Genomic DNA, 21,009 nt, shown 5'->3' on the forward strand with positions numbered 1-21,009 from the left:
CTTACGTTAGCTCTCAAGCCGCCAGTGAGGCGGGCAAAAGAGGCAACATTTCGCGCGGGCCCTGTAGCGTTCCGGCCCGACGAGCAAAAGAAAGAAGAGTGTGTTATGGCGACCATCACCATTACCGACGATAATTTTGAAGCTGAAGTGCTGAAATCCGACAAGCCCGTGCTCGTCGACTTCTGGGCACCATGGTGTGGCCCCTGTAAAATGATCGGCCCGGTTCTGGAGCAGATCTCCGGCGAGCGTGACGACATTGTGATCGCCAAAATGGATATCGATGAAAACCCAGAGACGCCAACGTCCTTTGGTGTGCGTTCGATCCCAACCATGCTGATCTTCAAAGGCGGCGAAGCCGTGGCGACCACAATGGGCGCCAAGCCGAAAGCCCAGCTTGAGCAGTGGATCAACAGCGCAGTTTAATCGCTCGATACATTGAGAATTGAAGAAGGCGCCCGATGAGGCGCCTTTTTTATTATGTCGGCAAAATGTCCGCGTCGCGCAGGACCTGCCCTGCGAGATAGAGCGAGCCGCCGATCAGCACGAAAGGCGGGCGTTCGTCCTGGGCTTTTTCGCCGGTCATTTTGAGGGCACTCGCTACATCCTTGGCTACGAGGCCGTTGATGCCTGCGTCTGTTGCGGCGCCCGCAAGGAATGATGGTTCCGCCGCACCTGGCTCACCCGGGATCGGCACGGCGATCACCCGGTTGACGATGCCCGAGAGCGGCTTCAGGTAGCCTTTGGCGTCCTTGTTGCCGAGCATGCCGAGGATCAGGATGATCTCCCGCTCAACCGGGTCCACTTCCGACAGGAAAGACCGGATCACTTGCCCGGCCGCCGGATTATGGCCGCCATCCAGCCACAGGTCATGGCCATCGGGCAGCATGGCATTGAGGGGGCTGTTCTTGATTTCCTGCAGGCGTGCAGGCCAGCGCACCCAGCCAAGCCCGGCGCGTATGGCGGCGTCCGGGATTTTGACGGCGGTTTGCGCGTGCACCAGCGCGATGGCCATGCCGGCGTTCGTTACCTGGTGTTCGCCCACAAGCGTCGGCATCGGCAGCTCAAGTTCGCTTTGCCAGTCGCCGTAGCTGAAGCCATCTCCGCGCGGTTTGATGGCCGATTGCCAATCGCGCTCGAACAGCTTTGGCTGCACGCCTTTTTCTTCGCACACGCCCTGGATGGCCTTCATGGCTTCGCCCATCTGTGGCCCGATCACAGTGGGCACGCCTTCCTTGATGATGCCAGCTTTCTCGAACGCGATGGCAGCGAGCGTGTCGCCCAGGAACTGTTCGTGGTCCATGCTCACGGGCGTGATGCCAACTGCAGCAGGCTTATCGACCACATTGGTGGCGTCCAACCGGCCACCGAGGCCTACCTCCAGGATGCAGAGGTCAGCGGGTGTGCGCGCAAACGCCAGGATCGCGGCGGCGGTGGTGACTTCAAAGAAGGTGATGGGCTCTTCGCCGTTGGCTTCTTCGCATTCTTCAAGGAGTTCCGTGAGCGCGTCTTCGGAAATCAGCTTGCCTGCCACGCGGATGCGTTCAGCGAAGCGGACCAGATGCGGGCTCGTGTAAACATGTACCCGGTGCCCGGCGGCTTCTGCGATGGCGCGCAGCGTTGCGGTGGTTGACCCCTTGCCGTTGGTGCCAGCGATATGGATCACTGGCGGCAGCTTGTCCTGCGGGCGACCAAGGCGCTCCAAAAGCCGCTCCATCCGGCCCAATGAGAGGTCGATTTTCTTGGGGTGCAGGCGCATCAAGCGCGCGAGAACGGCATCGCTGGCCGAAGTATCCACGGGTGGGACTCCCTTGAACAGAAAGAACGGCCGCCTGGCGAGGTGCCGGCGGCCCGTAATGACTTACTCTGCAGCCTTTTTCTTGTGCCGTCCGCCCATCAGAAGACGGATCATGGTGCCCAGCTTTTCGCCCAGCTCGTGCCGGTGCACAACCGCGTCTACCATGCCGTGCTCCTGCAGATATTCTGCGGTCTGGAACTTCTCCGGCAGTTTTTCGCGGATGGTCTGCTCGATCACGCGCTTGCCAGCGAAACCGATCATGCAGCCCGGCTCGGCGATGTGGACGTCACCCAGCATGGCGTAGGATGCGGAAACGCCGCCTGTGGTCGGGTCTGTCAGCACAACGATGTACGGCAGGCCCGCATCGCGCAGCATCTGGATTGCGACCGTCGTGCGCGGCATTTGCATCAGGCTGAGGATGCCTTCCTGCATGCGCGCGCCGCCAGAGGCGGTCATCATCACATAGGGTGCGCCGATCTTGAGCGCGTGGCGGGCGCCGGCAATGATGCCTTCGCCCACAGCCATGCCCATGGAACCACCCATGAAGAAGAAATTCTGAACGGCCACGACAACGTCTTCGCCGCCGATCTTGCCCACAGCCACCTTGATGGCGTCTTCGTCACCGGTTTTCTTGCGCGCGTTCTTCAGGCGCTCGGTATAGCGCTGGGTGTCGCGGAACTTGAGTGGGTCCTGCTTCACAGCAGGCAGGTCGATCAGGTCGTAGGTGCCGTGATCGAAAAGATTGTCGAACCGATCCTTCGGCGGCACACGGTCGTGATGGTCACAGTGCGCACACACATATTGGTTGGCGACAAATTCTTTCTGGAAAATCATCTGGCCGCAGCTTTTGCACTTATGCCAAAGGTTGTCTGGTGTTTCCTTTGGGTTCAGTACTTTTTGCAGCTTCGGTTTTACATAGTTGGTGAGCCAGCTCATGCGTCTCAACCCCTTCTCTCAATTGGCTTTTTGGCGCCTGGCGCCTTGTTAGCCCTTTGTCCCGGCCCGCACACCTTCGGCGAGTTTACCGGTAAAGTCCAGCACGTCCTTGACCATGCCGCTCTTTGGCATGTGGCTATCATCAAGGCCACTTTCAATCAGGGATACGATTGCGGACCCGACTACAGCCCCATCTGCCACGCGGGCAATGGCTTCGGCTTGTTCAGGCGTGCGGATACCGAATCCGACGGCAACTGGCAAGTCTGTATGTGACTTGATACGCATTACCGCCGATTCGATATCGTCTGCTGTCGCAGACTTGCCGCCCGTCACGCCGGCTACGGCTACATAATAGACGAATCCGCTCGCGCCATCCAGTACTGTGGGCAAACGGGCGTCGTCGGACGTCGGTGTGGCCAGCCGGATCACGTCGATCCCGGCGGCATTTGCGGGCAGGCGAAGCTCTTCGTCCTCTTCGGGCGGCAGGTCGACAATGATAAGCCCGTCAACGCCAGCCGCCGCGGCATCAGCGCAGAATTTTTCAGTGCCGTAAGCATAGATGGGGTTGAAGTATCCCATCAGAACCATCGGGGTGCTGTCGTCCGTTTTGCGGAACTCACGCACGATCTCGAGCGTGCGCTCCATGTTGCCGCCGGCTTTCAGTGCGCGCTGGGCGGCCTTGTCAATCGCCGGGCCGTCAGCGGACGGGTCGGTGAAGGGCATGCCCAGTTCAATGATATCTGCGCCCGCGCCCGGCAGGCCACGCACGATTTCCATCGAGGCGTCGAAGGTTGGGTCACAGGCGGTGACGAAGGTGACGAAAGCGGCGCGCTTTTCACCGGCCAGACGCTCGAAACAGGAAGTCAAACGGCTCATAACTCTGATCCCAACTCTAGATTTCAGCGCCGAGCGCATCGGCCACTGTGAAAATGTCTTTGTCGCCGCGCCCCGAGAGGTTCATGACAATGATATGATCCTTCGGCAGGTCAGGCGCCATACGCATAACCTGCGCCAGCGCGTGGCTGCTCTCAAGCGCCGGGATGATGCCTTCGGTGCGGCACAGCAGCTGGAAGGCCTCAAGCGCTTCATCGTCGGTGGCGGAAACATAATTCACCCGGCCGGCTTCATGCAGCCAGACGTGCTCCGGCCCGATGCCGGGATAATCAAGGCCTGCGGAGATTGAGTGCGCTTCGGTGATCTGGCCGTCAGCATTCTGCAGCAGATAGGTGCGGTTGCCGTGTAGCACACCGGGCGTGCCGCCCGCGATGGAGGCGGCGTGCTTGTCGGTCTCCAGACCATGGCCGGAGGCTTCAACCGCATACATCTTGACGTCCGGGTCATCTAGGAACGGATGGAACAGGCCCATGGCGTTGGAGCCACCGCCCACACAGGCCACAAGGCTGTCTGGCAGGCGGCCTTCCTGAGCCTGAAGCTGTTCTCGCGTTTCGCGGCCGATGATCGACTGGAAATCGCGCACCAGCATCGGGTAGGGGTGCGGCCCCGCCACCGTGCCGATGATATAGAAAGTGTCGTGAACGTTGGTGACCCAGTCCCGGAGCGCGTCATTCATGGCGTCCTTGAGCGTGGCCGAACCCGATGTCACCGGTTTCACCTCGGCGCCCAGAAGCTTCATCCGGAACACATTCGGCTTCTGGCGCTCGATATCCACGGCACCCATGAAGACGGTACATTCAAGGCCGAAGCGGGCGGCCACGGTGGCGGTGGCCACACCGTGCTGGCCCGCGCCGGTTTCGGCGATCACACGGGTCTTGCCCATGCGTTTTGCCAGCAGCACCTGGCCGATGGCGTGGTTGATCTTGTGCGCGCCGGTGTGGTTGAGGTCCTCGCGCTTCATGTAAATCTTGGCGCCGCCCAGATGTTCGGTCAGGCGCTCGGCATAATAAAGCGGATTGGGCCGTCCGATATATTGGCGGTTCAGCTCGTCCAGTTCGGCCAGATAGTCTGGGTCCTTGATGGCGTCGCGGTAGGCCTTTTCAACCTGATGCACCAGTGGCATCAGGGTTTCCGAGACATAGCGTCCACCGAATTTTCCGAAATGACCCTTTTCATCGGGGCCGGTACGATAACTGTTAAGCGACATCTGTACGTCCTAACTCACATAAAACCACCGGAGGCCTTACCTAACGGCTTTTGCCGCACGAAGGAAGGCTTCAATTTTATCGCCGGACTTGCGGCCCGGCCCATCTTCAACGCCCGAAGAGACGTCCACGGCATGAGCGCCGCTTTCCTGCACCGCCTGCCTGACATTCTCTGGCGTCAGACCACCCGCCAGCAACCACGGATATGGCAGGTCCCTGCCCGACAGCAGGTTCCAGGGGAAACTGTGCGCATTGCCGCCGGGGCGGTCAGACCCTTTGGGCGGCTTGGCATCAAACAGTATAGCGTCCACGTGCGGCGCGAACATGTCTGCCTGGTCGATATCCTCGGCTGTCGATACCCCGATTGCCTTGATGATTGATACGCCAAGTCGGTTCTTCAGGATCAGTGCTTCGTTGGGATATTCATCGCCGTGCAGCTGCACCCAGTCCAGATCAAGCGCGTCGCAGGCATCTTCAATAAAATCGTGGGATGCGTTCACGAACAGGCCGACCCGTTCCGTTGAGGACGGCAGTTGACGACGCATGGCGGCAGCATCCTGGAGCGTCAGGTTCCGGGGCGATTTGTCGAAGAAAACAAAGCCTAGCCAGCGGGCGCCATAATAGGCCGCCAGATTGGCGTGTTCAGGCTTTGTAATGCCGCAGATCTTTACCGAAACAGACATGCCCCAATGGTTCCTCAAGACCGGTGTTGGGGTGAGTGCGTCCCCTAATCCGGATCGTCGCCTTTCAAGAGATCATCAAACTCCACGCTTTGGCGCGTCAGCGCAGCAGTCGCGGCCTTCATCAAATCCTCGCCCAGGAGCATACCGCTGTTCCATGTGGCGACATAGTCCAGGCCGTCCGCAACCGAATGATCCCGTGCATGATTGAGTACCGCTTTTGTGCCTGCAACCGCAAGAGGACTTTTGGATGCAATTTCTTGCGCGATCCGTAAGGCCAGCTCGTGCAACGCCTTACTGTCACTCGCTGTGTGGTTGACAAAACCTAACCTGAGGGCTTCATCCGTCAGCATCTTGCGGCCTGTGTAAGCCATTTCCTTCACAATACCGAACGGCAGCACGTGCGGCGCGCGCTGAAGCGTACCGACGTCGGCGACGATTCCTACATTGATTTCCTGGATGGTGAAAAAGGCGTCTTCAACAGCTAACCGGATATCGCAGGCGGTGATCACATCGACGCCCGCGCCAATGCAGGCGCCGTGGACGGCGGCAATCACCGGCACGCGGCAATTATCGATGGCGGTGAAACAGTCCTGCAGCCATAGGATATGACGGCGGAGCTTTTCACGGATGCGCGCCGGGTCGCCTTCTGTGGCGCCCAAAACTGCGCCGCTTTCCTTGAGGTCCAGCCCGGCGGTGAAATGCTTGCCGTTGCCACTGAGGATCACGGCCCGCACGCTTGGGTTTTCGTCCAGCTCGCGGAAGGCCCTGCCGATCTCGCCAAACATGGTGCCGTTCATGGCATTCAGCTTGTCAGGGCGGTTGAAGGCCACATGGGCGATATGGCCGTCGATGGTGACGTCGAGTGTTTCAAAAGTCATGCGTGGCTCCTCCCGGCTGTTCTGACCCGTTATATTGGGCGAAACAGCCGGGGGGCCACCTCGCTGCCATGATTTTTTACCGGTAGAGGGCGACCAGCTCTTCAAAGCTTCCCGCCTTGGCCATGTCCTTGCCGATCCGGCCCTTGGAGAACCAGTTTTCAGCAAACTTGCGGGCTTTCCTGTTTTTGATGTGCTGGTCCAGATAGTCGGCCACAGTTTGCATATCCACATAGCCGACGCTGAGCTCCGCCCGAAGCCCACGCACAAGGGCGAAGAAGTCATCGCTACCAAGGAGCTCATGGAGCGCTAAAAATGCCAAGATGCTGGCTCGGCTCATCATGAAGTCCTCTTGCATGCTCGGAAATTCCACCAACGCTGATTCTGCAACTTCGGGGTTTCCTGAGAAGTATGCTTTCCAGTTGGGAAATTCTTTGTTCACCATAGCAGAGAGTGAAGAAGGCTCGACCCAGAGCAAGGCGAATAGGGCTCCGTCCAAACCAGACGCCCAATGTTCAAATTCGTTTGTTGGGTTAATCTGCCACAGGCCAAAGGCTGTACCCATAACAACCGCGGCCCTTGACCGGTCGCCCAAGTGAGGGATTCTGGGGAATGGGTCTTCCCTGTTGGGTTGGACAAAGAGCAGTCCCCGCTCGTACGGAGCCGCGAAACCATCTGGTAGTTCAACAACCTTGAGTGCCTTGCGTACTGTCCGACCGCCGATGGTACTTTGCAGTTGTGTGGCCCTTTTCTCTATGTCGCCCGCAATTCCAGCAATCAGATCGATTGGCTGTCCAAGCGTGGCCGTGGTTACAAATCTTTGTTGCTGAATCTGGTACGGGCCAATGGCCAGCGTCATCAGCCCTGTAGGCCGCTCGCTTTTCATCTCAAATGTGGTGATTTCGCCATTTGTGGTTTTTCGGGCGACATCAAGATTACCGACGATAGTGTTTGTGCCGGGAATATCGAGGAATGCGACTTGATAGAACGGCTTATGGTCCCATGCTTTGATGATGGCGTTTTGTTCAGGCGCTGAAAACACCGGATAACCAAAGCTTCCTGATCTTATCATCGTGAAATCAGGGCTCAGCGTCTCTTTTATGCCCTCTAGGCCCGGGAAAGTAACGGAAAGGTCCTCAAGGTAGCCGCGGTAATGCACTACGATCTCCAAGCGGCTTTCCCCCTTGCGCAGTGATTTTGGCAAGGTTAGCTCGGCTACGTTCAGCTCTAATGGACGCATACCCGTTACGGGCGTAACTCGGCTGGTCAATTTGAGTGTTTTGCCGCCTGGCCCCACAACTTTGTCGAATTGCAGGCCGGGGTTCAGGAGCAGGGAAATGGTGCGCACGGGCGTATCGCCATTATTGCGGAAGCTGACCTGATAGGCGCCCACCATCTGGCCGTCGCGGGCAACCTCCGCGAAATGGAACTTGGCCACAAGCGTGGCGTTCAGAAGCTCAATATCGCTCTCTGCCCTTACCGAAGCCGCACATAGAAAAACAAGAAGTGCTCCAACCCACAATCGCATGATGTCCCCCAACTCAATTTATGTAATAAAATAACATAATAACATTCACGGAGTGGGATCAAGCCAAAAATAGATTGGGTTTATGTGGCGTTACCCTGCCTCTTGGTCAGGGGCGCAGAATCGGGTGATCAGCGTGTCGCCGATCTCGGCAGCCGCTTCCACATGGGCGATATCGATGTTGAGGCCAAACAGCACGATCACGATGTTGGTGGTGTCTTCCGTCACTGCCGTGCGGGCGCTGTCGGAAAAAGGTGTGCCAAAGGGGCCCTTGTCGTCCTTCAGCACCGGCAGGCCTTCCAGGTTGATGGACCCGCGGCCGATGCCGTTATAGCTGTCGCCCTTGACGCCGATGGTCAGCTGCATGTCGCCGTCAATTTTTGCGGTGTCATAGATGCCGATGGGAATCCCGGTCATCAGCGACACCAGGTTGCCACTGTCGACCACATTATTGACCTGATAGAGCGGCTTGCCGGCAATCACGCGGCGGGTCAGGGCCTCGCTTGATGGGCGGTAGCGGCTTGGGTCCTTGCCACAGGCCTTGAAAGCCGCGCGCACGTTCGCGATCACAGGATCGCTCGCGGCTGCTTCGCCCAGAAGTTCCTGCAACCGCATCTCCGCGCCATCCTCAATGGAATGCGTGAGCGCAGGCGGGGCGGGACGCACAGAAACGTCATACTCAAGCGCGCCCACATGGACGGCAAAGCCGAATTCCTGAAACCGGGGATCAATTGATAAAGGCGGCATAACAAACTCCCTGACAGCGCCATCTTAACGGTGAGCTAGCACAAAGGCCATGGTCTCCGCAGCACAAACTTCGGGCTGAATAGTTGCCGTCGGCCGGATGCAAGGGCGGGTCTAGATTTTGGCCCATACCCGCCGATAGAAATAGAACCAGACCGTCCAGAGCGTACCGGATAGCGCGAGGGCGGTATATACAGCGGGCATGGGATCGTCCACCGTGCTGACAGACCCGGCGTAGGCCGCGATCAGGCAATAGGGGACGGATCCCAGCCACCATGCCGCCAGGAAACGGCTGAACCGCATTCGTGTGATGCCGGACAGGCAGGCTGACACTTCGGGGATGATGGGCATGGCGCGTGCGATCAGGATCATCAGGAAGCCATGGGTTTGGAACATGGATTTTGCCTCCGATATCTGCTGCTCGCTCCTGGCGATGCGCCTGAGCAGGCGGTCGCCATAATGCCGGCTCAGCCCATGGCCACATATGCCTGCAAGCGTAAGTCCGGTGATGGTGGCCAGGCTGCCCATGCCAAAACCCAGAAAATAGCCCGCCAGCAGGCACAGGGTCAGGGTCGGCATGGCAATGAACAGGTCTGCGAACAAAAGCGCCGCGATGATCAGCGCCACCAGCCCAGGCGACAGGCTTGAGGCGGTTGTGAGCCAACCTTCGATCTGGGCGGTGGTCAGAACGCCCGCGGCGTTCAGGACAATGAAAGTTGATGCAAACCCAAGCGCCAGTATCAGGAATATTTTCACAAGGGCAGCCATGTCATGCTCCCTTCAGGATGCGGGCGGCAAGGGCCGGGCTGATGCGGTGGAGGATCATCAACAGCTTCACTTTACCGACCCGGTTGTCGGGCACATCCTTTTCAAGGCCACGAATAATGGCCTGCGCGGCGTCCTGCGCCGATATCTTGCCGCTGCCCCGGCCCGTGGTCATGGCCGTGTCTACAAGGGGCAATATGGCCTGCTGGACCTGAATGCCTGTGCCCTCAAGCTGGTACCTGAGCGACTGGGTCAGGACATTGAGCGCGCCTTTGGTGGCGCAGTACACGGCGGAGCTGGTCTTGGGCACCAACCCAAGGGCCGAGTTGATATTGAGGATGCGGGCATTCCCGGCGGCCTCAAGGCACGGCAGCAGGCCGTGGATAAGGTGACAGAGGCTGGTAAAATTCACCGAGATTTCTTCGGTGATGCTATTGGGGTCGAAAACGGGGTCAGTGAATAAGGGAGTATGCTGGATGGCGGCATTGTTGATCAGCACATCCAGCGCGCCCATATCCCGGATACTGTGGATGGCCGACCGGACGGCATTCAGGTTCGCCAGATCAGCTTCAATTGTCTCAACGTTAGGGCCAGTGCGGGCGAGTTCCTGAAGTTTCTCAGGGTTTCGTCCAAGCACGATCACCCGGTTCTCGTGCCGGAGCCTCTCTGTCAGTGCCCGTCCCACGCCCGCGGTGCCGCCGGTGATCAGAATGGTTTTATCTTTCAATTGAAATTGCATTTTCGCCTCGCATGTTCCTTATTGTGAAGGGACGATAAGGCTGCGCATGAGGCGGCGGCATTAACCTGGGTTAAGAGGCGATGGATTTTTCCGACTATCTGAAAGACCATGGGGAAAGGCGCGAGTTTGCGCGCGGCAGCCATGTATTCAGGCAGGGAGATACGGACCCAAGCCTTTATTTGATCCGTGCAGGTTTCCTGAAAGCCTATTATGTCACCGAAAGCGGCGGCGAGCAGATCAAGTCGTTCCTGGAGGCCGGGAAGGTGATCGGTAGCCTGACGGCTGCTTGTGCGGCAGAGCCCGCAACCTTCAGTCTCGTCTGCATGGAAGACTGTGTCCTGGAGCGTTTCTCGTATGACCATCTGCGCGATGTGGCAGCCCGGCATCCGCTGTTGTCCGAGATGGTCACCGGCCTGCTGCTTGACCTTGCGATGAAGAAAGAGCGCCGGGAGTATGAATTGCTGTGCCTGTCCGCTGAACAGCGCTACCAGCGGCTGTTGGCGCGCATGCCTGAACTGGCCGCGCGCGTGACCCAACAGGATATCGCGGCTTATCTGGGTATTACCCCGGTGGCGCTCAGCCGTATCAAGAAGCGGCTGGCTGAGCGGGGTGCATGACGCTCAGTTGTGGCCCCAATTGTCGGGGTCGTCATTGTCGCCGGGGCTGAGACCCAGCGCGTCGCCGTCTGTGGTAACCCCAAGGCCGAGAACCGTACGGTTGGCATAGGCGAAATAGGCGGTGACCTGATTGATCTCGAGTATCTCGCCGTCATCGAAGCCCGCCGCGCGCAGGGCATCGATATGGTTTTCGCTGACGGCAGACGGCGTTCGGGTCAGGAGAGCGGCATAATCCAGCGCGGCCACATCGCGGGCCGAAAGATGGCTGTCTGAGATGGTTGGGGCCAGGTCACCCTGTTCCATGGCGCGCCTGATGGCGAAGGATTTGGTGTCGTCCGCCAGAAGGCGCCTCAGGCCGACAAAGTGATGCTCTATGCAGTAAGCACAGTCGTTGAGGAGGCTGACGTAGGTGCCGATGGTCTCAAGAAGCCACTTGGGCAGCTTGTTGGCACTGTGGTGCAGCACATATTTATAGAGCGTCATATGGCCTTCAAGCGTATGTGGCCTGAGGCTGTGGGCCATCAGGATATTGTCCACATTGTCGTCCGGCCCTTTGACCCGCTCATAAATCGCGCGCAGTTTCCCCGCCGCTTCCCCAAACGGCACCGTCCTGATCCAGCTCATGCATTATCTCCCCGAGCATCCCCATGCTTGTATGGCGGGATGATAGTTGCAAATGCAATAAAATGAAAGAGGAGGATCTGTGTTGAGGTTGGGCGCCTAGAAACACCTACTGTTCCTTTGGTGTTACCCCAGGAGCAGAAAAGGACATCGCATTGATGAAGTCCTCAAAATGGCGATGGTTCCATTGATAGGTACCATCAAGACCAGAATACATAACCCCAAACATCCTTCTGCCAGTTCGCCAGCTTGTGAACTCCCGGTGTAATGTTTTGTCTTTGTTGGGACCAAAGCTGTAATCGGCAACATGTCTGCTTGCTAGGTCTGCCCGCGTTGCCAGTTTGGCTGAAGAAATTCCTTCAAGTCCAAACAGCTTGTTCCAATAACTTTCAAAAGCAGCTGGTTCAGCGTCGGGCGACACAATCAGCATAATTGTTGCCTGCGATTTCCCGGTTTGGTCAGTATGCCAAGCAGTGCCGGTTGAGAGCGTGATGATGGCCGCGGTATGCCCTTCGGTCGTCCTAATGGCGCGAATATCGTGAAGCATAAAGAAATAGGGGTAGTAAACCTTCCAGCCCTGTTGAGCCGTGGAAAGGTGAAACAAATCACCCTCCAATTTCAGTTGAAAATCTCCCGGAAGGGGTAGGGATACAGGCAAAACCTCAATGCCTTTCGGTCTGACCCGATTGTAAACTTGTGCTCCCCCATATACCCCCAACCTTTCAGCCCACATAAAAAGGGACATTAGTATAAGGTCATCATCCTTTGGCATGACCAAACCTGTCTGATCGTAGCTTTGGATTATTTGGGAGTTGATCAGCTCGTAAAGGTGTTCCCGATATGGAGGCCATTTTTGTGGTGGGATTTTTTCTATATTTTCGGTCAACCAGTTGGAAAAACGTGCGGTGTTAACGGCTGTATGCGCCGCATCGAAGATCGGATTTCTCAATGTTTCAGTTGTATATCCCTGTATGGGAGCAGGTTCGGTTTGGTCAGCTGCGGCATGTGTGCCAAGCGCTATCATCAAAGATAAAATCAAAAAACGCATCATTTTCCCCATCGTTTCCGGCACCCTAACAAAAAGGGGCCGCCGAAGCAGCCCCTTTGTTACTCAGTACAGCGCCAGAACTGGCGAAATTTTTAAGCGGCTTTGGCCGGGATACGCCCGCGGCTGTCGCCTTTGGTGTAGAAGGTCTCGCCCTTGTTTGCCATGTCGCGCAGCAGCTGTGGTGGTGTGAAGCGGGCACCGTAGGCCTGTGCCAGACGGTCTGCTTCTGCCACGAATTCATCAACACCCATGGTGTCGATAAAGCTGAACGGGCCGCCGGTGAAGGGTGCGAAGCCCCAGCCGAAGATGGCGCCAATGTCGCCCGAGGCCGTATCGCGAAGCACGCCTTCCTCGAAACAGCGGGCGCATTCAACGGCCATGCGAACCATCAGGCGGGATTTCACTTCATCCACGCTTGGCTGGTCATCAGCGAGCGGGAACTGCTCGGCAAGGCCAGGCCACAGGTGCTTGGGGCTGCCGTCTTCAGGATACACATAGGAACCCTTGCCGTTCTTGCGGCCGAAACGCTCCAGCTCCACAACCATTTTCTCGACAAAGTCATCAGCAGGGCTTGGGACATAGGCGTCGCCCAGTGCTTTCCGTGTCGCCATGCCCACTTTGTAGCTGAGGTCGATCGCCACTTCGTCGCCAACCGCCAGCGGGCCAACCGGCATGCCGGCCATCTTGCCTGCATTCTCGATCAGGGCCGGGTTCACGCCTTCCTTGACCATGGCATAGCCTTCCTGCACGTACGTGCCGAAGCAGCGACTGGTGTAGAAGCCGCGGCTGTCGTTCACGACAATCGGGGTCTTCTTGATTTGGGAAACATAATCGAGCGCAAGCGCAAGCGTTGCGTCGTCGGTCTTTTCCCCCATGATGATCTCCACGAGCGGCATCTTGTCGACCGGCGAGAAGAAGTGAATGCCGATAAACTGGTGCGGGCGGGTAAAGTTTTTCGCCAGACCCGTGATCGGCAGCGTGGAAGTGTTCGATGCAAACACAACGTCCTTGCCGATAACCGCTTCGGTCTTCTCGGTCACGTCCTTCTTGATGTCTTCGGCTTCGAACACAGCCTCGATGATCAGGTCGCAGTCCTTCAGGTCGTCATAGCTGTCGGTCGGGATGATGCGCTCGAGAAGGGCGTCGCCTTTCTCTTTTGTCACCTTGCCGCGGCTGATGCCTTTTTCCACGAGCTTGCGACTATAGTCTTTGCCTTTTTCGGCAGCGGCCATCTCGCGGTCCAGTAGCACCACTTCCATGCCCACTTTGGCGGAAACATAAGCCACGCCCGCGCCCATCAGGCCGGCGCCCAGCATGCCCAGGCGCTTGACTTTCTTGCGCTCGAACCCGTCAGGGCGCAGCGAACCTTTCTCGACCGCTTGCTTGTTGATGAACAGGCTGCGGATCATGTTCGGTGCCACAGGGCCCGAGAGGAGCTTCATGAAATATTTGCTTTCGATCCGGATCGCGGTGTCGAAATCAACAATGCCGCCTTCATAGAGGCATGACAGGATGGCTTCCACAGCCGGGTAGTTGTGCTGTGTCTGCTTCTGCGCCATGGCGTTTGCGCCCACGAAGGTCTGAACGGACGCCGGGTTCATTGCGCCCGCGCCGCCCGGATATTTGAAGCCTTTCTTGTCCCAAGGCGCGAGCGCCGATGGGGACTTTTTGACCCACTCTTTGGCTTTGGCGACAACCTGATCACCCGGCACCATTTCCTGCACGATGCCAAGGCCAAGGGCGATCTGGCCGTTATATGGCTTGCCGGTGGTGATGGCTTGTGCGGCAGCCTGGATGCCTGTCAGGCGTGGCAGGCGCTGTGTGCCGCCGGCACCCGGCAGCAGGCCAACCATCACTTCAGGGAAGCCAAGCTGCATGGCAGGTGTGTCGGAAATCACGCGGTAGTGGCATGCCAGCACCAACTCGAACCCGCCACCAAGGGCGAGGCCGTTCACGGCTGCGGCGAAAGGCTTGGTGCCTTCTTTCATCAGAACCTTGCGGTCCTTGTCGCCGGTTTCCATTTTCCGGAGGATCTTGTTGAGGCGGAAGGCATTTTCAAACGCCTGCTCAGGCGTCTGGTCAGCTTCCTGGGAACCCAGCATGTTCAGGTCAGCGCCCGCAAGGAAGGCGTCCTTGCCGGAGGTGATCACAGCGCCTTTGACCGCGTCGTCAGCCAGCACCTTGTCGACAGTGGCGTCAAGGTCTTCGATCAGCTGGGCGTTAAAAACGTTCATGCTGGCGTTTGGCAGGTCGATCGTCAGAAGCGCGATGCCGTCGCCGTCTACTTCGTAGCGAATGGTCTCAGTCATTTTCAATACTCCCCTTGCGCTTCTTAAACACGTTCGATGATGGTTGCGGTGCCCATGCCGGCGCCGATACACAGCGTGGCAAGCGCGGTGGATTTGCCGGAACGCTCCAGCTCATCCAGGACCGTGCCCAGGATCATTGCGCCGGTAGCACCAAGCGGGTGGCCCATGGCAATGGCGCCGCCGTTCACGTTGATGTCGCCGTGGTCGATGTTCAGGGCTTCCATGAAGCGCAGCACCACTGATGCGAAGGCTTCATTGAGTTCCCACACATCAATGTCGGACGTGCTCATGCCAGCCTTCTTCAGCGCTTTCTGGGCCGCAAATTCAGGGCCTGTCAGCATGATGGTTGGCTCTGAGCCGATAGACGCCATGGAGCGGATGCGGGCGCGGGCCTTGAGGCCGAGCTTTTCACCCATTTCCTTGGAGCCAACGAGGATGGCAGAGGCGCCGTCCACGATGCCGGACGAGTTGCCCGCATGGTGCACGTGGTTGATGCGCTCAAACTCAGGGTATTTCTGCAGCGCCACGTTATCAAAGCCGAACTCACCCATTTGAACGAAGCTTGGCTTCAGTGCGCCAAGGCTTTGCATGGTGGTCTCGGGGCGCATGAACTCGTCGTGGTCCAGCACATTCATGCCAACAACGTCCCGGACCGGCACGATGGATTTCGAGAAGCGCTTGTCGTCCCACGCGGCTTTCGCGCGCTTCTGGCTTTCAACCGCATAGGCATCCACGTCGTCACGGCTGTGGCCGTATTTGGTGGCGATCAGGTCTGCGGAAATGCCTTGCGGCACGAAATAGCTGTGGAAGGCCACGGCCGGGTCTGCCGGCCAGGCGCCGCCGTCGCTGCCCATGGGCACACGGCTCATGCTTTCAACGCCGCCGCCGATGGCCATGTCGGCTTCACCGGACATCACTTTGGCTGCGGCTACGTTCACAGCTTCAAGGCCAGAGGCACAGAAGCGGTTCAGCTGGAAGCCGGCAGTTGTTTCGGCGTAGCCCGCGTTGATGGCGGCAACACGGGCGATATCCGCGCCCTGTTCGCCAACCGGGGCTACACAGCCCAGGATCACGTCATCGACGTTTTCCGTGTCCAGTTCGTTGCGGTCACGCACGGCCTCAAGAACCTGGGTCGCCAGCTGCATCGGCGTGATTTCGTGAAGGCTGCCATCCTTGCGGCCACGGCCTCGTGGCGTGCGGACGGCGTCATAAATATAGGCTTCGGTCATCTTGGATTAACTCCCCTTGAATCCGTGTGCTTAGAAGTTTGCTGCGTCGAGCGCCATGACGTCTTCGGCGCCGGTCTCAAGTTCTGCAAGCAAGGCTTTGATCTCTGGCATGCGGCGCTTCACATAGTAGCGACCGGTGGCCAGCTTGTTCTCATAGAAGGTAGGATCAGATGTGCCCGCGTCCAGCGCGTCAGTAGAAACTTTTGCCATCTGGGTCCACATCAGGCCCAACAGGACGTGGCCAAACAGGTGCATGTAAGGCGTGGATGCGGCACCCGCATTGTCCGGGTTGGCCATGCCGTTCTGCATCAGCCACATGGTGGCCTGCTGCAGGTCCTTTAGGCCTTGGCCCAGCGCGTCGGTGAACGGACGCAGGCGGTCGTCGCCTTTGGCGCTTTCGCGAACTTCAGCCGCATATTTGAAGAAAGCCTGCACGCCGCGGCCGCCGTTGGCGCCCAACTTGCGGCCCACCAGGTCAAGCGCCTGGATACCGTTGGCGCCTTCATAGATCTGACAGATGCGCGCGTCGCGGACAAACTGTTCCATGCCGGTTTCGGCGATATAGCCGTGGCCACCGAAAATCTGCTGGCTGGATACGCAATATTCGAACCCGCGGTCGGTGAAGACACCCTTGATGATCGGGGTCAGCAGGCTGACCATATCGTCCGCCCACTGGCGCTCTTCTTCGGTTTCTGCCTTGTGCGCCAGGTCAACCAGGAGGCCACACCACAGGCTTGCGGCACGGGATGCTTCGTTGAAGGCCTTGGCGTTCATCAGCATGCGGCGTACGTCCGGGTGCACGATGATCGGGTCGGCGGCGCCGTCCGGGTTCTTCGGCCCGGTCAGCGAGCGGCCCTGGATGCGGTCACGGGCATATTCAACAGCGTTCTGGTAAGCAACTTCAGAGTTGCCAAGGCCCTGCATGCCCACGCCGATGCGGGCTGCGTTCATCATGATGAACATGGACTTGAGGCCCTTGTGTGGCTCGCCGATCAGGTAGCCTTCCGAACCTTCATAGTTCAGGACACAGGTGGAGTTGCCGTGGATGCCCATCTTTTCTTCGATGGAGGCTACATTCACATTGTTGAACTCGCCCGGGTTTCCGTCAGCGTCCAGCTTGTATTTCGGCACGATAAAGAGGGAGATACCCTTCACGCCCTTCGGTGCATCTGGCAGGCGCGCCAGCACCAGGTGGATGATGTTTTCCGCCAGGTCATGGTCACCGGCCGAGATGAAGATCTTGGTGCCGGAAATGGCGTAGGAGCCATCCTCATTTGGCTCGGCTTTGGTGCGCAGCATGCCAAGGTCGGTACCACAGTGTGGCTCCGTCAGGTTCATCGTACCTGTCCATTCGCCCGCAACCATTTTCGGCAGGTAGGTTTGTTTCTGCTCGTCTGTGCCGTCGATTGTGATCGCTGCCATGGCGCCCGCCGAGAGGCCCGGGTACATGGCAAAGGCGTGGTTCGAGGAAATCATCATTTCTTCAAAACAGAAGCCCAGCACGTGCGGCAGGCCCTGGCCGCCATACTCGGGGTCGGACGTCAGGCTGGACCAGCCGTTCTCGACAAACTTCTGGTAGGCTTCCTTATAGCCCTTGGGCGTGGTTACCGTGCCGTCTTCATGGCGCGTGCAGCCTTCGCGGTCGCCAGAGTAGTTGATGGGCTGAAGCTCGTTCTCACAGAACTTGGCGCCTTCTTCAAGGATGGCGCTGACAAGATCCGGGGTCGCTTCCGCATAGCCTGGCAGGTTGGAATATTTGCCGATATTCAGCACTTCATTCAGGATAAAGAGCTGGTCTTTCACAGGGGCGCGATAGATTGGCATTTTTGGTCCTCAACTATGTTGGTTGTTCTAGAATTTATCGAATGGTTGTTACGGCTGATATTTGCCCAGCGGCTGGCCGGTATCCCGGCGCACCCACAAGCCCCGATCCTTGTCGCGGATCAGGTTGGCGATCAGCTCGCAGAATTCTTGCAGTTCTTCGATGGTGGCATTGATGTCGTCCCGCTGGGCTTCAAGAGCCCGGATCCGTTCCCGGCAGCGGTCAACAGTGACGGCGCGCTGGGTCTCACGACCGTCGCCTACATTATAGAGATCGAGCATCTCGCCGATCTCGGACAGTGAAAAGCCCACGCGTTTGCCGCGCAGGATCCAGGCCAGACGCACACGGTCTTCCTGGCTATAGATTCGGTTCTGGCCCTGGCGCTCGGGCGAAATCAGGCCCTGGTCCTCATAGTGACGAAGCGTTCTTGGCGTCACGCCGAAGTCGCAGGCCAGCTCTTTGATAGAGTAGGATATTGGCTTGTCTGCAGGCATGAAAGGTTCCCTCTAATGTGGTTCATTAGATAGTTGACGTTTACGTTAACGTCAACCGCGATCCAATCACAATTGCTAGACTCTTGGAAATCCTTTATATTTTCTGGACGCATGAGTTTGATTTTGGCCAAAATGGCTTAGCTAATTGGTGGAATCCACTGCGACTCGGTGTCTAAAGGGGGCGGTGTAAGGCAATTGCCAGCAAAGGGGAGTGATCATGGCACCAAAATTTGAGAGTTTCCGGGAGTTTTTTCCTTATTATCTGGCTGAGCATGCTGACCCGGTCTGTCGGGCGCTGCACTATATGGGCACGACGCTGGCGACGCTTGTCATGGTTTATGCCATCTACAGCCAGAACTGGTGGCTGCTTCTGGCGGTGCCGCTGTGCGGCTACAGCTTCGCCTGGGTTGGCCATTTCGTGTTCGAGAAAAACAAGCCTGCCACCTTCGACTACTGGAAGTGGTCGCTGATTGGTGACTATAAGATGTACAGCCTCTGGATCACCGGCCGGCTGGGGCCTGCCCTTGAAGATGCGCTTGCTCAATATGGCCGCCGCAACAGTAAAGGCGTAAAAGGCGCATAATGGTTCGCCGCCATTAGGCCTTTGTTTGCATTTTACAATTAGTTTCGGTAGGTCTTTGAGTTAACTCGTCCGCTGTCCATTTTGGAAACCGAAGCAGCATGCCTCTGTATCTACCCATAGCAGAATTGTCGATGAACATCTTTTTGGTCATGGGCATGGGTGCGCTTGTGGGTTTGTTGTCTGGCATTTTCGGCGTCGGTGGCGGCTTCCTGATGACTCCGCTTCTTATATTCGCCGGAGTGCCGCCCGCGGTTGCTGTGGCAACCCAGTCGAACCAGATTACCGCCGCCAGTGTGTCGGGCGTGATTGCCCACTGGAGGCGACAGGGCGTCGATTTCAAAATGGGGGGCGTGCTGATCGCAGGTGGTGGGGTTGGTGCCTTTATCGGCGCGGAAATCTTTACGATTCTGCGCGCACAGGGGCAGGTGGATCTGATGATCTCCCTGGCTTATGTGGTGTTTCTGGGGCTCATTGGGGGCCTGATGTTCTGGGAGAGCATGCGCGCTATTATTCGCCAGCGGCGGGGTATCGTGCCGCCCAGGAAACCGCGCGAAGAGCGCCACAAGGCGTGGATTCATGCCTTGCCGTTCAAGATGCGTTTCCGCAAATCGCGGCTTTATATCTCCGTGCTGTTGCCGCTGGTGATCGGCTTTTTCGTTGGTGTCTTGTCCGCCATCATGGGTGTTGGCGGCGGCTTCGTGATGGTGCCGGCGATGATCTATCTTCTCAACATGCCCACCAACGTGGTGATTGGCACTTCGCTGCTGCAAATTATCTTTGTCACGGCGCTGACCACTGTTTTCCATTCGGTGAATACGCAGACGGTTGATATTTTCCTGGCCATCCTGCTGCTGCCCGGCGCGGTGATTGGCGCCCAGTTTGGCGTCCGGATCGGCATGAAGCTCAAGGCGGAACAATTGAGGGCCCTGCTGGCCCTGATGGTACTGCTGGTGTGCGCGAAGATGGCTGTGGCGCTGATGGTCGAACCGCCTGAGCTGTATTCCGTGACCGACATGGACGTGATGGGGGAGCATAATTGATGATTGCTCGCCTTGCCATTTTCTGCGGCCTGTTACTGGGTCTCGCCGTGCCGGTGAACGGGCTGGTGACTGATCTTTCAAACAAGCGGATCGAAATTCGCTATAGCTTTTCCGGCGCAGAATTGATCCTTTTTGGCGCTGTTGGTTCCACCAACATCGATGTGCGCCAGGATGACTATGATGTGGTGATTGTGGTGCGCGGGCCTGAATCTGCAGCCGTTGTCCGCAAGAAGGCCAAGGTTGGGGCCATCTGGGTCAATCAGGACAATCTACGCTTCCCGTCCGCACCTGGTTATTATGCGGTTGCGGCTACGCGCCCCCTGAAGGAAATTGCCACCCCGGTCGCTTTCGCATCCTATGGGATCGGCTTCCATAACCTGCCGCTGGTGGCGGAAACAGGTGCGGGCCTCGCCATGCCTGACCCTGAGTTCCGCGATGCGCTTTTCCGTCTCAGAAGCAACGAGGGCCTGTACCGGCAGGAACGCGATGAAGTGGCCATCATTGGCCAGGGCCTGTTCCGCACCAACGTGCACCTGCCAGCGAATGTACCGGTTGGGGAATTTATTGTGGAAACCTTCATTTTCCAGCATGGCAGCATGCGGTCAAGAAACCGTATCGCGCTTACAGTGGACAAGGAAGGGTTTGAACGCGCCGCCTATAACTTCGCTCACGGATACCCTTTCTGGTATGGCATCGTGGCCGTGTTTGTGGCGCTTGGGGCTGGCTGGCTCGCGGGTGTCCTGGGCCGCAAATAAGGGCGCGCTGCTACCTGGGTGGCTGGTTCAGGCCTGCTCGCCGTCACCTTTCCTGATCTCAAACAGATATTTCTCGCCTTCCACGCGGGCCATGACCAGCGTGTGACCAGCCATAGAGCAAAAGGCTGGCATGTCCTGCACCACGGCCGGATCGCTGGCCTCAACCAGCAGCATGTCGCCGGGCGACAGATCATCCAGTTTGCGTCGGGTCCTGAGGACCGGCATGGGACACAGCATGCCCGTAACATCCAGATGGGCTGCGAACCGTTCGTCGGTATCATCCATTTTTCATAACCCTAACCCAATGGGTGACTGTACCGTCGCGGCGGG

The 21,009-nt window shown here is 58.0% G+C and carries 22 protein-coding genes; 5 read left to right on the plus strand and 17 right to left on the minus strand.

Annotation, left to right across the window (positions count from 1 at the left end; all coding sequences use genetic code 11):
* The first annotated feature begins 24 nt into the window (after positions 1-24).
* Positions 25-423 (plus strand): thioredoxin, encoded by a 399-nt coding sequence (trxA, locus tag B3Z17_RS12630; RefSeq protein WP_277620363.1) that lies wholly within the window; start codon positions 25-27, stop codon positions 421-423.
* A gap of 52 nt (positions 424-475) precedes the next feature.
* Here trxA and B3Z17_RS12635 read toward each other — a convergent pair whose 3' ends face one another.
* The 10 genes from B3Z17_RS12635 to B3Z17_RS12680 all read right to left on the minus strand — a co-directional run bounded on the left by B3Z17_RS12635 (position 476) and on the right by B3Z17_RS12680 (position 10,161).
* Positions 476-1,795, minus strand: coding sequence for a bifunctional folylpolyglutamate synthase/dihydrofolate synthase (locus B3Z17_RS12635; protein WP_286830085.1), 1,320 nt, complete (start codon positions 1,793-1,795; stop codon positions 476-478).
* A gap of 63 nt (positions 1,796-1,858) precedes the next feature.
* A complete protein-coding gene (gene accD / locus B3Z17_RS12640) occupies positions 1,859-2,731 on the minus strand; it encodes an acetyl-CoA carboxylase, carboxyltransferase subunit beta (protein ID WP_068301050.1) in 873 nt (290 codons plus the stop codon).
* A 48-nt stretch (positions 2,732-2,779) separates the two neighbouring features.
* Positions 2,780-3,607: a tryptophan synthase subunit alpha gene (gene trpA, locus B3Z17_RS12645; protein WP_286830086.1), complete on the minus strand. Its 828-nt coding sequence runs from the start codon at positions 3,605-3,607 to the stop codon at positions 2,780-2,782.
* A 16-nt stretch (positions 3,608-3,623) separates the two neighbouring features.
* Positions 3,624-4,832, minus strand: a complete 1,209-nt coding sequence (trpB, locus tag B3Z17_RS12650; protein WP_286830087.1) for a tryptophan synthase subunit beta — start codon at positions 4,830-4,832, stop codon at positions 3,624-3,626.
* Between the two features lie 36 nt (positions 4,833-4,868).
* Positions 4,869-5,513: a phosphoribosylanthranilate isomerase gene (locus B3Z17_RS12655; protein WP_068301037.1), complete on the minus strand. Its 645-nt coding sequence runs from the start codon at positions 5,511-5,513 to the stop codon at positions 4,869-4,871.
* 44 nt (positions 5,514-5,557) lie between these two features.
* Positions 5,558-6,391 carry a crotonase/enoyl-CoA hydratase family protein gene (locus tag B3Z17_RS12660; protein WP_286830088.1) on the minus strand — a complete coding sequence of 278 codons (834 nt, stop codon included), beginning with the start codon at positions 6,389-6,391 and terminating at the stop codon, positions 5,558-5,560.
* Between the two features lie 76 nt (positions 6,392-6,467).
* Positions 6,468-7,916 carry a hypothetical protein gene (locus B3Z17_RS12665; protein ID WP_286830089.1) on the minus strand — a complete coding sequence of 483 codons (1,449 nt, stop codon included), beginning with the start codon at positions 7,914-7,916 and terminating at the stop codon, positions 6,468-6,470.
* Positions 7,917-8,006: 90 nt separating this feature from the next.
* Complete coding sequence (locus B3Z17_RS12670; protein WP_286830090.1) at positions 8,007-8,660, minus strand: B3/B4 domain-containing protein; 654 nt, start codon at positions 8,658-8,660, stop codon at positions 8,007-8,009.
* 111 nt (positions 8,661-8,771) lie between these two features.
* Positions 8,772-9,425 (minus strand): TVP38/TMEM64 family protein, encoded by a 654-nt coding sequence (locus tag B3Z17_RS12675; RefSeq protein WP_286830091.1) that lies wholly within the window; start codon positions 9,423-9,425, stop codon positions 8,772-8,774.
* A gap of 1 nt (position 9,426) precedes the next feature.
* The gene (locus B3Z17_RS12680) at positions 9,427-10,161 is read right to left on the minus strand and encodes an SDR family oxidoreductase (RefSeq protein ID WP_286830092.1); all 735 of its coding nucleotides are present in this window, start codon (positions 10,159-10,161) and stop codon (positions 9,427-9,429) included.
* 80 nt (positions 10,162-10,241) lie between these two features.
* Here B3Z17_RS12680 and B3Z17_RS12685 point away from each other — a divergent pair, with 80 nt between their 5' ends.
* Positions 10,242-10,778: a Crp/Fnr family transcriptional regulator gene (locus tag B3Z17_RS12685; RefSeq protein ID WP_286830093.1), complete on the plus strand. Its 537-nt coding sequence runs from the start codon at positions 10,242-10,244 to the stop codon at positions 10,776-10,778.
* Positions 10,779-10,781: 3 nt separating this feature from the next.
* On the opposite strand, the gene B3Z17_RS12690 is transcribed toward B3Z17_RS12685, so the two are convergent.
* The 6 genes from B3Z17_RS12690 to B3Z17_RS12715 form a co-directional block, all read right to left on the minus strand.
* Positions 10,782-11,402 carry a carboxymuconolactone decarboxylase family protein gene (locus B3Z17_RS12690; protein WP_286830094.1) on the minus strand — a complete coding sequence of 207 codons (621 nt, stop codon included), beginning with the start codon at positions 11,400-11,402 and terminating at the stop codon, positions 10,782-10,784.
* 106 nt (positions 11,403-11,508) lie between these two features.
* Positions 11,509-12,447 carry a hypothetical protein gene (locus tag B3Z17_RS12695; RefSeq protein ID WP_286830095.1) on the minus strand — a complete coding sequence of 313 codons (939 nt, stop codon included), beginning with the start codon at positions 12,445-12,447 and terminating at the stop codon, positions 11,509-11,511.
* A 92-nt stretch (positions 12,448-12,539) separates the two neighbouring features.
* Positions 12,540-14,756, minus strand: coding sequence for a 3-hydroxyacyl-CoA dehydrogenase NAD-binding domain-containing protein (locus B3Z17_RS12700; RefSeq protein WP_286830096.1), 2,217 nt, complete (start codon positions 14,754-14,756; stop codon positions 12,540-12,542).
* Positions 14,757-14,779: 23 nt separating this feature from the next.
* Positions 14,780-15,985: an acetyl-CoA C-acetyltransferase gene (locus B3Z17_RS12705; protein ID WP_068301006.1), complete on the minus strand. Its 1,206-nt coding sequence runs from the start codon at positions 15,983-15,985 to the stop codon at positions 14,780-14,782.
* A gap of 30 nt (positions 15,986-16,015) precedes the next feature.
* Positions 16,016-17,809 (minus strand): acyl-CoA dehydrogenase C-terminal domain-containing protein, encoded by a 1,794-nt coding sequence (locus B3Z17_RS12710; RefSeq protein WP_286830097.1) that lies wholly within the window; start codon positions 17,807-17,809, stop codon positions 16,016-16,018.
* A 48-nt stretch (positions 17,810-17,857) separates the two neighbouring features.
* Positions 17,858-18,301 (minus strand): MerR family transcriptional regulator, encoded by a 444-nt coding sequence (locus tag B3Z17_RS12715; RefSeq protein WP_068300995.1) that lies wholly within the window; start codon positions 18,299-18,301, stop codon positions 17,858-17,860.
* Positions 18,302-18,518: 217 nt separating this feature from the next.
* Between B3Z17_RS12715 and B3Z17_RS12720 the strand changes: the two genes are divergently transcribed.
* The 3 genes from B3Z17_RS12720 (at position 18,519) to B3Z17_RS12730 (ending at position 20,679) form a co-directional block, all read left to right on the plus strand.
* Positions 18,519-18,884: a DUF962 domain-containing protein gene (locus tag B3Z17_RS12720; RefSeq protein ID WP_286830098.1), complete on the plus strand. Its 366-nt coding sequence runs from the start codon at positions 18,519-18,521 to the stop codon at positions 18,882-18,884.
* 98 nt (positions 18,885-18,982) lie between these two features.
* Positions 18,983-19,924, plus strand: coding sequence for a sulfite exporter TauE/SafE family protein (locus tag B3Z17_RS12725; protein ID WP_068300988.1), 942 nt, complete (start codon positions 18,983-18,985; stop codon positions 19,922-19,924).
* Positions 19,924-20,679, plus strand: a complete 756-nt coding sequence (locus B3Z17_RS12730; protein ID WP_286830099.1) for a TIGR02186 family protein — start codon at positions 19,924-19,926, stop codon at positions 20,677-20,679. The genes B3Z17_RS12725 and B3Z17_RS12730 overlap by 1 nt, the downstream gene beginning before the upstream one ends.
* Positions 20,680-20,706: 27 nt before the next feature.
* Here B3Z17_RS12730 and B3Z17_RS12735 read toward each other — a convergent pair whose 3' ends face one another.
* Positions 20,707-20,964: a sulfurtransferase TusA family protein gene (locus tag B3Z17_RS12735; protein ID WP_286830100.1), complete on the minus strand. Its 258-nt coding sequence runs from the start codon at positions 20,962-20,964 to the stop codon at positions 20,707-20,709.
* Between the last annotated feature and the right edge of the window lie 45 nt (positions 20,965-21,009).

The sequence above is a fragment of the Kordiimonas sp. UBA4487 genome (genome assembly GCF_002389025.1).
Classification (GTDB): domain Bacteria; phylum Pseudomonadota; class Alphaproteobacteria; order Sphingomonadales; family Kordiimonadaceae; genus Kordiimonas; species Kordiimonas lacus.

Bases quoted from the DNA above. Each gene is read 5' to 3' on its own strand.
- accD (WP_068301050.1), bottom strand. From the start codon at position 2,731: ATGAGCTGGCTCACCAACTATGTAAAACCGAAGCTGCAAAAAGTACTG.
- trpA (WP_286830086.1), bottom strand. From the start codon at position 3,607: ATGAGCCGTTTGACTTCCTGTTTCGAGCGTCTGGCCGGTGAAAAGCGC.
- trpB (WP_286830087.1), bottom strand. From the start codon at position 4,832: ATGTCGCTTAACAGTTATCGTACCGGCCCCGATGAAAAGGGTCATTTC.
- B3Z17_RS12655 (WP_068301037.1), bottom strand. From the start codon at position 5,513: ATGTCTGTTTCGGTAAAGATCTGCGGCATTACAAAGCCTGAACACGCC.
- B3Z17_RS12660 (WP_286830088.1), bottom strand. From the start codon at position 6,391: ATGACTTTTGAAACACTCGACGTCACCATCGACGGCCATATCGCCCAT.
- B3Z17_RS12665 (WP_286830089.1), bottom strand. From the start codon at position 7,916: ATGCGATTGTGGGTTGGAGCACTTCTTGTTTTTCTATGTGCGGCTTCG.
- B3Z17_RS12670 (WP_286830090.1), bottom strand. From the start codon at position 8,660: ATGCCGCCTTTATCAATTGATCCCCGGTTTCAGGAATTCGGCTTTGCC.
- B3Z17_RS12675 (WP_286830091.1), bottom strand. From the start codon at position 9,425: ATGGCTGCCCTTGTGAAAATATTCCTGATACTGGCGCTTGGGTTTGCA.
- B3Z17_RS12680 (WP_286830092.1), bottom strand. From the start codon at position 10,161: ATGCAATTTCAATTGAAAGATAAAACCATTCTGATCACCGGCGGCACC.
- B3Z17_RS12685 (WP_286830093.1), top strand. From the start codon at position 10,242: ATGGATTTTTCCGACTATCTGAAAGACCATGGGGAAAGGCGCGAGTTT.
- B3Z17_RS12690 (WP_286830094.1), bottom strand. From the start codon at position 11,402: ATGAGCTGGATCAGGACGGTGCCGTTTGGGGAAGCGGCGGGGAAACTG.
- B3Z17_RS12695 (WP_286830095.1), bottom strand. From the start codon at position 12,447: ATGCGTTTTTTGATTTTATCTTTGATGATAGCGCTTGGCACACATGCC.
- B3Z17_RS12700 (WP_286830096.1), bottom strand. From the start codon at position 14,756: ATGACTGAGACCATTCGCTACGAAGTAGACGGCGACGGCATCGCGCTT.
- B3Z17_RS12705 (WP_068301006.1), bottom strand. From the start codon at position 15,985: ATGACCGAAGCCTATATTTATGACGCCGTCCGCACGCCACGAGGCCGT.
- B3Z17_RS12710 (WP_286830097.1), bottom strand. From the start codon at position 17,809: ATGCCAATCTATCGCGCCCCTGTGAAAGACCAGCTCTTTATCCTGAAT.
- B3Z17_RS12715 (WP_068300995.1), bottom strand. From the start codon at position 18,301: ATGCCTGCAGACAAGCCAATATCCTACTCTATCAAAGAGCTGGCCTGC.
- B3Z17_RS12720 (WP_286830098.1), top strand. From the start codon at position 18,519: ATGGCACCAAAATTTGAGAGTTTCCGGGAGTTTTTTCCTTATTATCTG.
- B3Z17_RS12725 (WP_068300988.1), top strand. From the start codon at position 18,983: ATGCCTCTGTATCTACCCATAGCAGAATTGTCGATGAACATCTTTTTG.
- B3Z17_RS12730 (WP_286830099.1), top strand. From the start codon at position 19,924: ATGATTGCTCGCCTTGCCATTTTCTGCGGCCTGTTACTGGGTCTCGCC.
- B3Z17_RS12735 (WP_286830100.1), bottom strand. From the start codon at position 20,964: ATGGATGATACCGACGAACGGTTCGCAGCCCATCTGGATGTTACGGGC.